This is a genomic window from Sporosarcina highlanderae, assembly GCF_030433715.1.
GTDB classification, from domain to species: Bacteria; Bacillota; Bacilli; order Bacillales_A; family Planococcaceae; genus Sporosarcina; species Sporosarcina highlanderae.
The window spans coordinates 54495-68711 of sequence record NZ_JAROCC010000010.1 but is presented as its reverse complement, the minus strand read 5'-3'; the positions used below and the strand labels follow the sequence as shown (position 1 = coordinate 68711).

Genomic DNA, 14217 nt, shown 5'->3' with positions numbered 1-14217 from the left:
TCTATTTGTACTCCTTTCGAAAATCTATTAATGACCCGAATGGTCTGTATCTACATCTTCATGTGCATGTGCATGTTCGGAACCGTGTTCGTCATCATTCGTTTCATGTGACCCGTGGTGATGACCTTCAGGTGGTGGTAAAAAGCCCAAATGTGTTCCACTGAACGTTAATTGACCCAAGTGACCTGGTTTAAGCAGTTCATCGAATTTCTCTTCTGTAAGAGGTTCAGCGTTCGCTTTTACGTCTTCAACCCACTTATCGAATTCCTCGGGGGACATAGCCTTGACATGGAAGATGTTTTCAGCAAAGCCTTTACCGCTGAAGTTTGCGTTTCTACCCATGTATTCACCTGGAACATCTGCCGCCAAGTGTAGAGTTGTAATCATGTCTGACATCGCATATTTTTGTCCGCCTAATTGCGGGATCCAGAAGCTTGTAATTGGACCGTATGAGTAAAGTCTGAATTCCAATGCCCGATCAGTTGGGATATACAAATAGTTCACTGTTTCTATGTTTTCTTCCGGGTAACTGAAATGCCATTTCCAGTCAGAGGAAGACGCGTAGACAATCAGTGGCTTTTGATCTTCATATCCCTTAGGTGTCGCCTCAACCTCATAGGTGGATTTGACTGTAACAATAGAAAGGAAAATGATGATGATGACCGGTATCGCAACAATGATTGTTTCGATAATTGGATTCCCTTCAATGTGAGGAGGTTCGTAGTCCTCACTTTGTTTTGAGGCACGGTATTTAAATACGACGTAAGCCATCAGCCCGAAAACGGCAGCGACAACGATTGCCATCGTTGCAATCGATATCCAAATGACATTGGCTGTCGTTTCTGCTTGCGGTCCCTTAGGATCCAAAACCAAAAGCGGTTCACAACCCGCTAAAATTGCAAAAAGGCCAACTACCAAACTTAAGAATGACCATTTCTTTATCATGATGAATCCCCTTCCTTTTAATCTATACACTGTTAAACAACCGAATTAATGTGTTACTACCACACCATGTTCTTTATATTAATAGAATGAAAAACTAAAAACAATTAGCTGAACCGCATTTCACAAAACCGTCACTAACAGAGTTAATATTATGTCACTAAACGTTCATCATTCAGTTAAATAACGGACACATATTGGTTTAATTTCTGAATTGTACTTAACTTAAATATTAAAAAAATAAGTCATATCACATGTACTTCTTACCAATTTTTCACATGCTTACATTGTTTGTTCCCGGAAAACCTATGAAGAGAAAGGAGTTGGTAAATGTGAAGCTTTTTCAAGGATTAATCGTTATATTCCTTCTTTCATCATCTATGGTCCATGCAAGTACAGACACCAATATAGTAAAAGTAGCGTTCACCCGTGATGGCTACCTTTGGATGAAAATAGGCGGCGACGAAAGTAAAATAACCGAAGAAAAGGCAACCTACCCTTTTCCTCCTAAATGGTCATATGACGGCAATATGTTGCTTTATCAAAAACTTGTAACCGATTCCCCCGATGATCCCGATAAAATATCGAATGAATTATGGGTATATGATCTCAGGACTAAAAAGCATCACAAAATTTTCTATAACGCCTCTAACCCTCAATGGTCGCCGGTTGAAAACATTGTCTCCTTCAATGCTGGTGGGGTTTTAAATATTTCCGATTTGAAAAGCTTCTATAATATTGCATTAGGGGTGGATGATTATATATGGCAGCCTGACGGGAAAGGTTTTATCGCTTCGTCCGGTGCCACGCTTCGACCGGATGGATGGACTCATACGATTCTATATACGATTTCAATAAAAGAAGGGTATAAAAACATCCCCGATTTAATGAATCATGTCAAAAGGCTGTTTGTAATCCCAAAAGAGGTTAGAAAAGGTGATGTAAGTATCATTTCAATCGGAGCGGAAAAACTCACCTTTTCTCCTGATGGAAAGTGGATTTCCTTTATCATATCTCCTACTGCATCGTGGGCTATGGACAGTGATATGCTTGCCGTTGTTTCAGCAGTTGGAAAAGATTTTGAAGTGATTGACGAAGTGATTTTGGAATTTACTCCGAAATGGGCGTTTACAAAAAATCTTCTTGGATATATTGCAGGCGGAGGCAGGATTGTCTTTGGATTTAAGGATAAGGATATGAAAGTGACAGAGATCCCCGCCGATTCGACGGTAAACCTTACACCTAAGAATTATGCGGATATAGGATTCACTTGGATTGATGAGAAATCTCTCGTCGTTTCAAGGGTTCGGGAAACTGAATGGTCCAATGACCCGAAAAAACATCCGAAACCCGTATTGTATTTTGTCTCATTAACCGACCAACAGCAAGTACAAGTGACCAACCCACCAACGGACGAAGGAGATTATCAGCCACAGTTCCTGCCTATCATTAGTAAAATTACATGGCTCAGACAGAGTGACTTAACAGAGTCCAAGGGCGATTTATGGATTGCAGATCCAAACGGAGCGCATGCAGAAGTTTGGATAAAAGATATAGAATCATACTCCTTTTATCCATCTTAGGGACATAAATACAAAAACGGGTCCTTTACAGGAACCCGTTTTTGTACTGCCTACTTTTATTATAGAGTTACTCGGGTACCTGTTTTACCTTCAAGAGCGTCTTTTAGCTTGTCGATTGAAGTAATGACAACGTTTTTTCCGCCTTTTTGTAGGAAAAGAATAGCTGCTTCGATTTTTGGACCCATGCTTCCTTTCGGGAAGTGGCCTTCTTCCATATAACGAAGTGCTTCTTCGACTGTCATTTCAAGTAGGTTTTGTTGTTGTGGAGTACCGAAGTGGATAGCAACTTGTTCAACACCTGTTAGGATGAATAAGTAATCCGCTTTTACTTCCGCAGCAAGTAATGCGCTTGCGAAGTCTTTATCGATAACTGCGTCTGTACCTTTAAGCATACCGTTTTCTTCAGTGACAGGAATTCCACCGCCGCCAGCTGTAATAACAGTGATTTCTTTATCAAGAAGTGCTTCAATTGCTTCCTTCTCAACAATTTTAACTGGTTTTGGAGAAGCGACAACGCGTCTGAATCCACGACCGCTATCCTCAATGTAAGAGATTTTCTCTGTTTCAAGAATTTTGTCCAATTCCTCTTGAGTGTAGAATGGGCCAATCGGCTTCGTCGGATTAGCGAATGCCGGATCTTCTTTAGAAACGACTGATTGAGTAACAACTGTTGCAATAGGTCTGTTAATATTACGTTCAACCATCTTGTTCTTGAATACTTGTTGAATTAGATATCCAAGGTTACCTTGTGTTTCAGCATCCAATACGTCCAAAGGGTAAGATGGAACAACTGATTCCGCCATTTGGTTTTTAATTAGCGTATTCCCTACTTGCGGTCCGTTTCCGTGTGTGATGACAACTGTATTTCCTTGTTCGATCAAATCAAGGACTGGGCCGCTGCTTTCACCGATGTTTTGGATTTGCTCTTCAAGTGTACCTTTTTGACCTTCTTTGATAATTGCGTTACCGCCGATGGCTAAAACGATTTTTTTACTCATCGATATCTCTCCTTTACTCTAAAAAAAAATTCTTTCGTCAAAGTATATAACTAAAAAGAGGAGAGGGACAAGCAAAAATACCTTTCCCTCTCCAAAATCAATCCATTATTCTGCTTCGATTAAACCAAGTTTCACTGCATAAGCATCAATTGCTTTTTCAAAGCAAGCTAATGGAGCACGAACTGTACCTGCACCGATTTGACCTACGCCAGCTTCTTTATGTGCGATACCAGTGTTGATAACAGGCTCGATTCCTGTTTCAACGACTTTACGAGCATCGATTCCCAAGCAAGAACCTTTGAAGTCCCAAGTTGGGATTGAGAAGTTAGGATTATGATCAATACAAATATCCATCATGTCATTACTTGTGTTAACTGCATCGTCCATACCGCCGGCACCAACGAAACGAGTAACACCTGGAGCAGCGATCATTGCCATACCGCCGACACCGAATGTTTCAGTGATTGCACTGTCACCCATGTCTTTACAAGCCATGTCTTGATCGTATCCTGTGAAGAAAAGACCTTGTGGCGTGTTAACCGGTGCTGTGAACCATTGGTCTCCCATGCCCGCGATACGGATTCCGAACTCATAACCATTACGGCACATTGCTGTTACAACCGTACCGTGTTGAATTTCTCTTGCAGAATCCATTACGGCTTTCGTTGAAGCCATTGCAATGTTCAAGAAGTACTGATCTGTGTCAGCTAGGAATTGAATAACGTCTTGTTGATCTTTTCCATCGACATCTGTTTGAAGAATATATGGAACGATATCTTTCAAGAAAATTAGTGAACCCGCAATATTACGTTGGTGGAATTCGTCACCCATAGTAATTGCACGAGCCATCATAACGTTAACGTTCAGGCCGTCACCTTTAATTTGTAGAGCTTTGGATAGTGTTGGTCCAAGAACATCTCTGAACCAGTTTAGACGGTTGATTACTTCTTCTGAGTAAGCACCGAAACGAAGTACTGCACCGATTCCTTCGTTCATTGTGCAATATGCGCGATTGCCGCCATCACGGTTTTCCGCAACGAGAACCGGCATGCTTCCGGAAGTGATTCCGCCCATTGGACCTACTGCATTTACGTGGTGACATGGAATAAATTCGATTTCTCCGTTTTCAAGCATAGCACGTGCTTCATCAGCGTTAGTAGCCCAGCCTTCGAATAATACAGCACCGATACAAGATCCTTGCATTGGGCTTGTCATGTTTTCCCACTTGATAGGTGGTCCGGCATGAAGTAATACTTTACCGTTTAATTCTTCAATAACTGATTTAGCTGGAACTACATCAGTTAAAAATGGTGCGCCCGATACAACTTTATCGATAACAGCTCGGTTTGCTTCATCAATCGTTTTGAATTGTCCGTACATTTGGTTTCCTCCTGAAAAATCAATATTTCCTAAAAGATTATTTACATTGAGCTCCAGCTTATTTAAGGAGGCTCAAGATTTTACGCAATCTTGGGTTTCCGCCAGCAACTGGACGCCAGTCATATTGAACAACTCTGCCGCCGTTTGCAGTAACCGAGTTAGTGAAACTCTTCAAACCAACGTTAACGACGTTCGGTTTTTCATTCAATAGCTTCTGGATTGCTTCTGAAACTGTAAAGTCTACAGTTGAAGCCTCTACCGTAGCAGGAACTACTTCTTTTGTTACTTCTTCAACACTAATGCCAAGCATCGCTAAAGCAGTAAGAGTCGCTTGGTTGTTGCTATCACGGATGATAACGCCAGCTTTCTCCAATTTCGCTTTTTGCTCATCGATGCCTTGTGGGTCTTGATCCGTACCGCAAACAGTTGCTACGAAGTAAACGTTTCTGCCATTTGCTTTTGTTTCTTTTTGAATCTTTTCGATGCCTGGAAGCAATGCGCCAGCCATATCTTCGTGTGCACCGTATCCAAGTACAACGTCGAATAGGATGACTGCAGTTGATTCATCTTGTGCAGCTTTTTGGAAGAACTGGATTCTCGTATCCGGATCGATCATTGGGTGTGGTTTACCTTGTGTGTAAATATCGTCGCCAAGGTCGATTATTTCGAATCCGTCAGCATTTAGAAGGTAACCAGGTTTGTCATGATCCGTTTCGCCAAGGTTCAAGCCTCTGCTGATCAACGTAGCTGCTTCATATCCAAGCGTACCGCCGGAATAAAGGCCTTTGATTGTTTTTTGTTCAGGCTTCAATTCAACTGCCGGCACTTCGTCTTCAAGGTGATTGTAATTCGCTTTAATTTCATTGCCTTTTACTAAATCGACAGCAAGTGCAGCTGTTTCTTCAAGTGTGTTTGCATAGTACACATTTCCTTCGTGGTTATGTGGCTCTTCTCCAAGGAAAATTGCAACAACCGGTTTAGAAATGCTGTGTAGCAATTCGACAACTTGGTCACGTACTTCTTTTGCAGGTGGCTTAGAGATAAGTGTGATCACTTCTGTTTGGTTATGTTGCGCCAATGCTTTCAGGCCATCCAACATTGTGATTGCACCGATCTTATCAGATAGGTCGCGTCCGCCAGTACCGATTGCATGGCTTACGCCTGCGCCTAGACGATCGATTTCAGTCGTAACTTCTTGGATACCCGTTCCAGAAGCACCGATTACACCGATTTTTCCTGTTTTCACTACGTTTGCGAATGCAAGAGGAACACCGGAAACGATGACTGTACCAGCATCAGGACCCATTACAAGAAGACCTTTTTCATGAGCTTTTTCTTTGATGCGACGCTCATCTTCAGTCGTTACGTTGTCACTGAAAATCATGACGTGCATATCTCTGTCAAGCGCTTTTTCCGCTTCTTCAGCAGCATATTGCCCTGGAGTTGAGATGATTGCAATATTTGCATCAGGAAGTGCATTTACAGCTTTATCCCATGAATTTACAGTTTCGAAAGATTCCTTACCAGCGCTGATTGCTTGGTTGCTTAAATAATTATCAACTTCATCAAGAACTTCTTGGATTTTATCCTCTTGATCAGTGTCTAAAACGATACACATATCATTGGATGCAGCACCTTCAAGCTCCTCAGTGAAAAGACCTGCAGTTTTGAAGATGTCTTTGTTCGCAGGCGTACCCATCATGATTTGAACTTTGTTAACGCCTTCCATTGTGGAAATTTTGTTCGTAAGAAGCATTAAGTTAACTGAATCCTGGTATGAATTCTGTTTTACGATCGTATAAAGCATGTTTTCACGCACCTCTTATAATTAGTTTTGGTAAAATCCGCACAGAAAAGGGGGTGGCCACGAATTGACCACCCTTTCTTTTAATAAGTCTTACTTAGCAAAAGGGCTTTTATGATCATATACGTTGTTATGGACAACGTCTGAAATTAGGTATTCGTAAATATCATCAACGATTTCGATTCCGTTCTCAGCGTATTGCTTTTCCCGTTCCGCACTTCGTTGTCCAGGGTAAGAAACATGATCGAAACCTGGTGCAGGTTTAATGTTGTTAAGATCCTGCATTGTCGTTGCGATGCCTTCTTGGAATGTGCTTAATCCGCCGAAGTATTCTGGATTAATAACGATGTGAAGTTGTCCAAGATTCCTATACTCAGTTAGATCATGATACATTGAAGAAACTTTGTTTCCAAATGGAAGTCCTAAAAGAATCCCTGATAGTACGTCTACCATCATCATGAGTCCATATCCCTTTGGACCTGCAATTGGTAATAGCGCATTTACTTTGAATGGGTCGGTTGTAGGCTCGCCTTCGCTATCAACAGCCCATGTGTCAGGAATGGATTCATTTTTTGAACGAGCATGAAGAATTTTGCCCCAAGCTTGAACGGTTGTTGCCATATCAAATGTAATATGCTCACCGTTTTTACCTGGTGCTGCAAATGCAATTGGATTTGTTCCGTAATAAGGCTCTGATCCACCAAAAGGAACAACCATCGGGTCCGATTGGCAAAGTGAGATACCAACCAAGTTTTCATTTGCAGCCTGTTGAACGAAATAAGAAAGCGCACCACTGTGACCGATTCTTCTAACGCCAACTACTGCTACTCCATTTTCTTTTGCCATTTGAATTGCTTCGTCCATCGCTAACTTGGCAGCGACATGGCCTACTCCGTTATCACCATCAAAAATAGCTGTTGCAGGACCCGTCTTTTCAAATGTGAAATTCGGATTAGAGTTTAGACCACCTTTGGCAATTCGCTCTGCATAATACTCGACTCTCATCGCCCCATGGGAGTGGACTCCCCTGGCATCTGCGTGAACAAGGACATCAGCAACACCACGAGCATGATCCTCAGTCAATCCTGCCTTATGCAGCTTCGTTGTAATTAACTCATTCAATTGCTCACTACTTACTCTCACTCCACACACCCCTATTAAGTTTTTCAACCGGTTTGTATCTATTCAAAAAGTAAATTATTCAGCGAATGGATTTTTATGGTCGTATTGATTATTATGGATGACATCTGATTTTAAATACTCATAAATATCATCAACGATTTCAATGCCGTTTTCTTTATAGTCCTCGATGACAACATCATTGTTTTGTCCTGGATATAGGACTTTTGAGAAGCCCGGTGCAGGTTTGATGTGATTTAAATCTTCCATCGTTTGCGTAATGTCATTTTTGAATCCAGTTAATGCTGTAAAGAATGCTGGATTGATGACAATATGCAATTGACCTAATTTCCGGTACTCCGACAAGTCTTCATACATCGAGGAGACTTTATTACCAAATGGAAGTCCAAGAAGGATTCCTGATAAAACGTCTACCATCATTGCTAATCCGTACCCTTTAGGCCCTGAGATTGGCAATAGCGCGTTCACTTTTAACGGATCAGTCGTCGCCTCACCATTGCTGTCAACCGCCCATGTGTTAGGGATTGACTCATTCTTGGAACGGGCATGAAGGATTTTCCCCCAAGCTTGTACAGTTGTCGCCATGTCCAAGGTAATCATTCTTCCATCACTGCTTGGTGCAGCAAAAGCGATCGGGTTTGTTCCGTAGTAAGGTTCTGCGCCGCCGAAAGGAACAACCATTGGATCTGATTGACAAACTGAGAAACCGATCAAGTCTGCATTTGCCGCTTGGTTTGTGAAATAAGAGATTGCTCCACTATGGGAGATATTTTTAACACCGACAATGGCAACGCCACTCTCTTTTGCCATTTTGATGGCCTCGTCCATTGCTAATTTCGCTGCAGTATGGCCGTTTCCGCCATCGCCGTGAAATACGCCAGTTGCAGGGCCCGTTTTTTCGAAGTTAAAATTCGGGTTTACATTAATGCCACCCTTTGCAATTCTCTCTGCGTAATATTCCACACGCATAGCACCGTGTGAATGAATGCCTCTTTCGTCAGCAAACGTTAGAACGTCCGCAGCAACTTCAGCATGGTCCTCTTTCAATCCTGCTCTTTGAAGCTTTGTTTGGATAAGACCTTTCAGTTCGTCTCTACTAACTCTCATCATGACACCTCTTTTGTCGGTAAATTATAGTGATGCATCACGATTGCAGTCTTTGGAGTAAACATATGTCAACGGTTCTCTACCAACCGCATACGCTGCTTGATGCACATATGGCGCCATAAAAATGTAATCGCCTTTTTTAACTGGAATCCATTCATTGTCAAGGTTGTACATGCCTTCACCAGACAAGAGGTACGCGCCATGAGCTTGGTAATGTGTTTCAACGAATGGATGGCTTGCTGCTGGATCGAATGAAAGGATATGGAAGTTCATATCGAATTCAAGATCCATCGGCAATAGATCTTTCAGATGGACGTTATGCATGTCGTCATAATCCATGTACTCGATTTCGTTTGCATGGCCCGATACGACCCATGGCTTGCGCCCGTCTGTTAGAGGTATATGTTTACGTTTGTAAAGGAATAGACGGGAATCGCCTGACTCCATGTTTTCCAAATACATTTTCACGCCTGGAGGGCAGTATAGATAGCCGCTTTCTTCAAGGATGAACTCTTGATCGTTCGCTTTAGCTTTTACTTTTCCGCTAATAACGTAAACGAAGCATTGTACGTCTTCTTCTCCACAGTAACCTGTAGTGTTTTTTCCACCTTCATGCAATGTGACCATATAGTCTACAAAGTCTGCGCCAAGTTTTGGTGAAGCCAAGATCGAGATTCTGCAATTCTCAAATCCAGGAATGATGTTATTCACTAAACCTTCTGGAGCGATTAAAGCGTACTGACCAGGTTTAATAATAGATCTGCTTGATAGTATGTCTTTTGGATATCCCATCGTTACATTCTCCTTTGTCTGCATATAAATAGTCAGGATTCACCTGACTCGCTAAAAATAACTTGTTATTCTTTATAACCTAATTCGTAAAGTGCGCCGATAAGCGCTTTTACGCCTTCCGCCAAGTCTGCAGGCTCTGTATACTCTGCCGGGTTATGGCTAATCCCTTTCAAACTTGGAACGAAGAGCATCGCTGTTGGGACAACAGGTGCATAAATCTGGGAATCATGTCCAGCGCCACTATGCATTACCTTATAATTAAAGCCGTTCTCCCTACATTGCTTCTCAATAAGATCAACGACTCTTTGGTCCATTGGCACCGGATCTTCATCCATCCATAGATCGATGTCCATCTCAACTCCATGATCTTTTGAGATTTCCTGCATTCTTGCCGTCATCTTTTCTGTAAAGGATAGAATCGCATCTTTATCCGTATGACGGACGTCGATTGTAAAGATAGCCTTTCCGGGTACTACGTTAACGATGTTCGGAACAGCTTCGACCTTCCCAACAGTTGTTACAAGTGGATCTCCAACTTCAATAGCCATTGAAATGATTTCATGAATCATATGACTTGCCGCAAACATAGCGTCTTTTCTGTAGCCCATCGGCGTTGTGCCGGCATGGTTTGCTTCGCCAGTCAATTCGATTGTGTATCTTCTTTGACCGACAATATTGTTCACTACACCGATGTCTATTTTTTCTGTTTCAAGGACACTTCCTTGTTCAACATGGACTTCGACGAATGCTTTTAAATCTTTACGCGGACCTTTGGATTCATCTCTGAAGCCAAATCCTGCATTCTTCATCGCCTCTACAAACGGAACACCGTCGAAATCTTTAATCGTTTCAACATCTTCACGTTTGGCTATACCAACAATATTTTTCGAACCCCAGAAAGAATACGGGAATCTACTTCCTTCTTCTTCAGCCATTGAAACGACTTCAATGTTACGTACTGGTTCGCCAAAGTATTTTTTCAAATATTTCAATGCTATGATTCCGGCAACAACACCATACGCGCCATCAAATCGACCGCCGTTTTTCACTGTATCGACATGGGACCCGGTTAAAATCGTTTCATTTGTATTTTTACCTTTTAACGTTCCGTATAAATTTCCAATTTCATCAAATCGAGCTTCGAGGCCTTCACTTTCAATCCATTCCTTTAATGCGTTCTGACCCTCAACCCATTCTTTTGTATAGAGTAAACGAGTAACTCCGCCTTCTGGATCTTTCCCGAATTCTGATAGCCATTCAAGCTTGCTAGCAGTTTCTTCAGCTAATACATCCAGTTTTTGGATAATGTCTTTCGGTGTATCGTTCATCTATTTTCACCGCCCTTTTCCGCAATATATTTTGACCATGCATTATTAGATAACGCTAAATATTGTTTGTAATTCTTGCAGATAGTATGCACGAATTATTCTTCATCTACGGATGGCCTTCAAGCTCTACTTTTAATTGTAGACCTTACAACAAAAATAGTCTTTGGCATAAAAGGATAAAGTTATATCATTTTTTTATCCTCATAGGATAAATCCATTCAAAGAAACAGTGTAATGTGAAAAGTCAATATTGTGCGTTCTCGCGTTGAATCAGCTCATAAATTTTAAATCCGACCCGAACAGATAACATCTCTTCTGAATCCTCGAAATCCATGCCTGTTATTTCTTTAATCCTCTCCAACCGATAAACGACAGTCTTGTAGTGGACAAATAGCTGTTTTGCAGTTTGCGCAGCATTTTGATTACATTCCAAAAAGATTCTTAATGTATTCAGCAAGTCCGCCTGATTCGCTTGTTGATACTCTAATAATCCCCTAAGCGACGGAGGAATAAACTGATGTAAAGTAGAGGTGTCTTCTATATTGCGGAGCAACCTGAAAATACCCAACTCGGAATATGCGGTAATTGACGCTAAACCATTTAACGTTGCACCAAGATCCAGTGCATCATGCGCTTCCCTATAGCTTTTAGGAATTTCAGAAATGTCATTAACTGCATCTCCCAATCCAACTTGGACATCTATATCTTTTATTTGCCTTTTTATTAACGCTTGAATTGATTGCGAGACTTTTTTTATTTTCTTTATCACCGCTGTTTCATTTTTGCTTGTCTTATCTACTTTCCATAAAACGATAAACAAATTACTTTTAGTTGAAATGATGCCATTCGGTAAGTAATGGTGGATTGCTTCATGTACAAGAAAATGGCTTCGATCCGAAAGCTCGCCTTTTTGTTTAATTACACCATCTTCTTGTCGATTTATCTTAAAGAGAACCGCTGCAAAGGCACCGGTGAGATCCCATCCAATAACGTTCGCTTTTTCATAGACAGCATCCATCGACTGGATTTTGCCACTAATCAATTCTTCGATTAGGTCGTTCTTATATTTCTTTTCAACCTCATTCACTGCAAATTGCTTTACCAATTCAAGAGATAATGAGGTTACTGCATTTTCAACAGCAATTAAGTCAAGTTCACCTAACGACTTATTGTTTTCACCGATTAATAGATACATTTTGTTATGGTTCAACGTTTCAATTGGGACGACTATTTGATGACCTTTGTTATTCTGATCCGGGTACTTCACGATTTGCCGGTAATGGGGATATTTGATTCCCGAGGTTTGTTCGTAAAAGTGAACTTTCTCTACCATTTGGAACTTTTCGAGTCCCGGATATGTAGATAGAATACAGTTGAAGTTCCGATTAAATAACGCTACTGGATTTCCGATTAACTCTTCGAGTGTGTAGATAATCTTTTCTTGTCCTTCACCAGCAAGTGATAGAGCGGTAAAACGGTCATGTATTTCTTTATAGTATTGCAGTTTTGTAATCTGATTGTTGAAGAGCTCTCCCATGATTGGATACATGACATCAACAAATGGAACGCTGTTTGGTAGTTGGATGATTGGGATCTTATATTTTTTGCTTGCTTCAAGAAATCGATTGAAAAAGTCTGTGCTAATTTTTTTGATGACGAAGGCACTTATTCTCTTATCTGCTAATTTGTGAATAAAATTTTTCAGTTCTGTTTCAGTGAAGTTTCTGATCGAATAGAGGTTCGTTAGGATTACTTCTCCGCCTCTAATCCAATCTGCGATGTCTGGGGCTTCCATGATGGTGACCCCTTCGATTACGTTATCACTATAAGTTTGCCCTTCTACTATTTCCGCGTTTTTCATAGGTTCCATTGCCATTAAATCTTTTACTTTTAATTCCATTTGACGCATTCCTTTCCGTCTTTAAATGAAACTCAGATATACGCACCTGTAGCTTTCCGTTTCAGGCGGACGCTTTCCGGGGGGCACGGCTTCAGCCTCCTCACTGCGCTACGCTCCGTTGCGGGGTCTTCAGCTCGTGCTGATCCCCCAGGAGTCGCCGCCTTCCACTTCAAGCTACAACATAGAGACACCAAGTGCTCAATGCTGATATCTTATTTTTAATTATGCTATATTTATTTACAATGCTTATTCAAGAAAAGAGTGTGACTTCATGTTGAAAACAACTGTTATCTATAAACAGGGAAGCAATTTTGAACTAAAAGGTGACTTCTACCCTGTTAAACAGGAATCCTGCCCTCTTATTGTCTTTATTCATGGCGGGGGTCTTATATGGGGTTCGCGGGAAGATATTAAGCCAGCGCAAATCGAGTTTTTCCATAATGCCGGTTTTAACATCTTTTCCATCGATTATCGTCTGGCGCCAGAAACTAAATTGCCTGATATCAAAGAAGATATTGCTGATGCCCTTCTATGGGTTGAAAACGAAGGGACAAAGCAGTTTGACTATGACTCGAAAAAAATTGCGGTCATCGGCAGCTCCGCTGGCGGCTATCTTGCTCTTTTGGCCGGGACATTGAAAACTAAACCACAAGCGATTGTGTCGTTTTATGGATATGGCGATATTACGGGGGATTGGGCAGTGAAGCCAAGTCCTCATTATTCGAGTATGACGACCGTTCCGAGAGAGCTTGCGAAAATGCTTGTGTCCAGCGACATTATTTCCGTTGGCCCGATAGAAAAGCGTTACGCCATTTATATGCACGCTAGGCAGCACGGCGTTTGGATTGAGGAACTAAGTGGACTCATCCCGTTTTTGGAAAAAGATAAACTGAAGAAGTACTCCCCACTTTTTAACATCCAAACTGATTATCCACCAACACTTCTCCTTCACGGAACGGAAGACGAAGATGTCCCTTACGAACAGGCCGTCCTTTTCGCGAAACGGTTAGAGGAAAACGGGGTTGAAGGGAAACTGATTACCATTCCTGAAGGCAAGCACCAATTCGACAACGATTGGGAACGTCCAATTGTTCAAGACGCTTTTAAGGAAGTACTCACCTTCCTAACCAATCATTTAAAGTAAGCCAATCGAACAGCGTAGGGTTCGATTTGCCGTATTTCTGCGTTCTTTGCAGAAATTAAGGCACGAAATGCAAAAACAGATGGAGGAAAACATGACGTC

Annotated in this window: 11 protein-coding genes; 2 read left to right on the top strand and 9 right to left on the bottom strand. The window is 41.5% G+C overall.

Annotation, left to right across the window (positions count from 1 at the left end; translation table 11 throughout):
• Positions 1-27: 27 nt before the first annotated feature.
• Complete coding sequence (gene qoxA / locus P5G49_RS12745) at positions 28-945, bottom strand: cytochrome aa3 quinol oxidase subunit II (RefSeq protein ID WP_301244314.1); 918 nt, start codon at positions 943-945, stop codon at positions 28-30.
• Between the two features lie 329 nt (positions 946-1274).
• On the opposite strand from qoxA, the gene P5G49_RS12740 reads away from it, so the two are divergent.
• Positions 1275-2525 carry a TolB family protein gene (locus P5G49_RS12740; RefSeq protein ID WP_301244312.1) on the top strand — a complete coding sequence of 417 codons (1251 nt, stop codon included), beginning with the start codon at positions 1275-1277 and terminating at the stop codon, positions 2523-2525.
• Positions 2526-2584: 59 nt separating this feature from the next.
• Here P5G49_RS12740 and arcC read toward each other — a convergent pair whose 3' ends face one another.
• The 8 genes from arcC to P5G49_RS12700 form a co-directional block, all read right to left on the bottom strand.
• Complete coding sequence (gene arcC, locus P5G49_RS12735) at positions 2585-3523, bottom strand: carbamate kinase (RefSeq protein WP_301244311.1); 939 nt, start codon at positions 3521-3523, stop codon at positions 2585-2587.
• 105 nt (positions 3524-3628) lie between these two features.
• Positions 3629-4903: a YlbE family protein gene (locus P5G49_RS12730; RefSeq protein WP_301244309.1), complete on the bottom strand. Its 1275-nt coding sequence runs from the start codon at positions 4901-4903 to the stop codon at positions 3629-3631.
• A 58-nt stretch (positions 4904-4961) separates the two neighbouring features.
• The gene (gene fdrA, locus P5G49_RS12725) at positions 4962-6710 is read right to left on the bottom strand and encodes an acyl-CoA synthetase FdrA (protein ID WP_301244308.1); all 1749 of its coding nucleotides are present in this window, start codon (positions 6708-6710) and stop codon (positions 4962-4964) included.
• 90 nt (positions 6711-6800) lie between these two features.
• Positions 6801-7850 (bottom strand): ureidoglycolate dehydrogenase, encoded by a 1050-nt coding sequence (gene allD / locus P5G49_RS12720; RefSeq protein ID WP_301244307.1) that lies wholly within the window; start codon positions 7848-7850, stop codon positions 6801-6803.
• A gap of 54 nt (positions 7851-7904) precedes the next feature.
• Positions 7905-8954 (bottom strand): ureidoglycolate dehydrogenase, encoded by a 1050-nt coding sequence (gene allD / locus P5G49_RS12715; protein WP_301244305.1) that lies wholly within the window; start codon positions 8952-8954, stop codon positions 7905-7907.
• 24 nt (positions 8955-8978) lie between these two features.
• The gene (allE, locus tag P5G49_RS12710) at positions 8979-9746 is read right to left on the bottom strand and encodes a (S)-ureidoglycine aminohydrolase (protein ID WP_301244303.1); all 768 of its coding nucleotides are present in this window, start codon (positions 9744-9746) and stop codon (positions 8979-8981) included.
• Between the two features lie 65 nt (positions 9747-9811).
• The gene (gene allC / locus P5G49_RS12705; protein ID WP_301244301.1) at positions 9812-11074 is read right to left on the bottom strand and encodes an allantoate deiminase; all 1263 of its coding nucleotides are present in this window, start codon (positions 11072-11074) and stop codon (positions 9812-9814) included.
• 244 nt (positions 11075-11318) lie between these two features.
• Entirely contained in the window at positions 11319-12974 is a 1656-nt protein-coding gene (locus tag P5G49_RS12700; protein ID WP_301244299.1) for a PucR family transcriptional regulator, read from the bottom strand.
• A gap of 271 nt (positions 12975-13245) precedes the next feature.
• Between P5G49_RS12700 and P5G49_RS12695 the strand changes: the two genes are divergently transcribed.
• Positions 13246-14118 (top strand): alpha/beta hydrolase, encoded by an 873-nt coding sequence (locus P5G49_RS12695; protein ID WP_301244298.1) that lies wholly within the window; start codon positions 13246-13248, stop codon positions 14116-14118.
• Positions 14119-14217: the final 99 nt, after the last annotated feature.

Coding starts and splice junctions, on each gene's coding strand:
- allD (WP_301244305.1), bottom strand. CDS start 8,954: ATGAGAGTTAGTAGAGACGAACTGAAAGGTCTTATCCAAACAAAGCTT.
- qoxA (WP_301244314.1), bottom strand. CDS start 945: ATGATAAAGAAATGGTCATTCTTAAGTTTGGTAGTTGGCCTTTTTGCA.
- P5G49_RS12730 (WP_301244309.1), bottom strand. CDS start 4,903: ATGTACGGACAATTCAAAACGATTGATGAAGCAAACCGAGCTGTTATC.
- fdrA (WP_301244308.1), bottom strand. CDS start 6,710: ATGCTTTATACGATCGTAAAACAGAATTCATACCAGGATTCAGTTAAC.
- arcC (WP_301244311.1), bottom strand. CDS start 3,523: ATGAGTAAAAAAATCGTTTTAGCCATCGGCGGTAACGCAATTATCAAA.
- P5G49_RS12695 (WP_301244298.1), top strand. CDS start 13,246: ATGTTGAAAACAACTGTTATCTATAAACAGGGAAGCAATTTTGAACTA.
- allC (WP_301244301.1), bottom strand. CDS start 11,074: ATGAACGATACACCGAAAGACATTATCCAAAAACTGGATGTATTAGCT.
- allE (WP_301244303.1), bottom strand. CDS start 9,746: ATGGGATATCCAAAAGACATACTATCAAGCAGATCTATTATTAAACCT.
- P5G49_RS12700 (WP_301244299.1), bottom strand. CDS start 12,974: ATGGAATTAAAAGTAAAAGATTTAATGGCAATGGAACCTATGAAAAAC.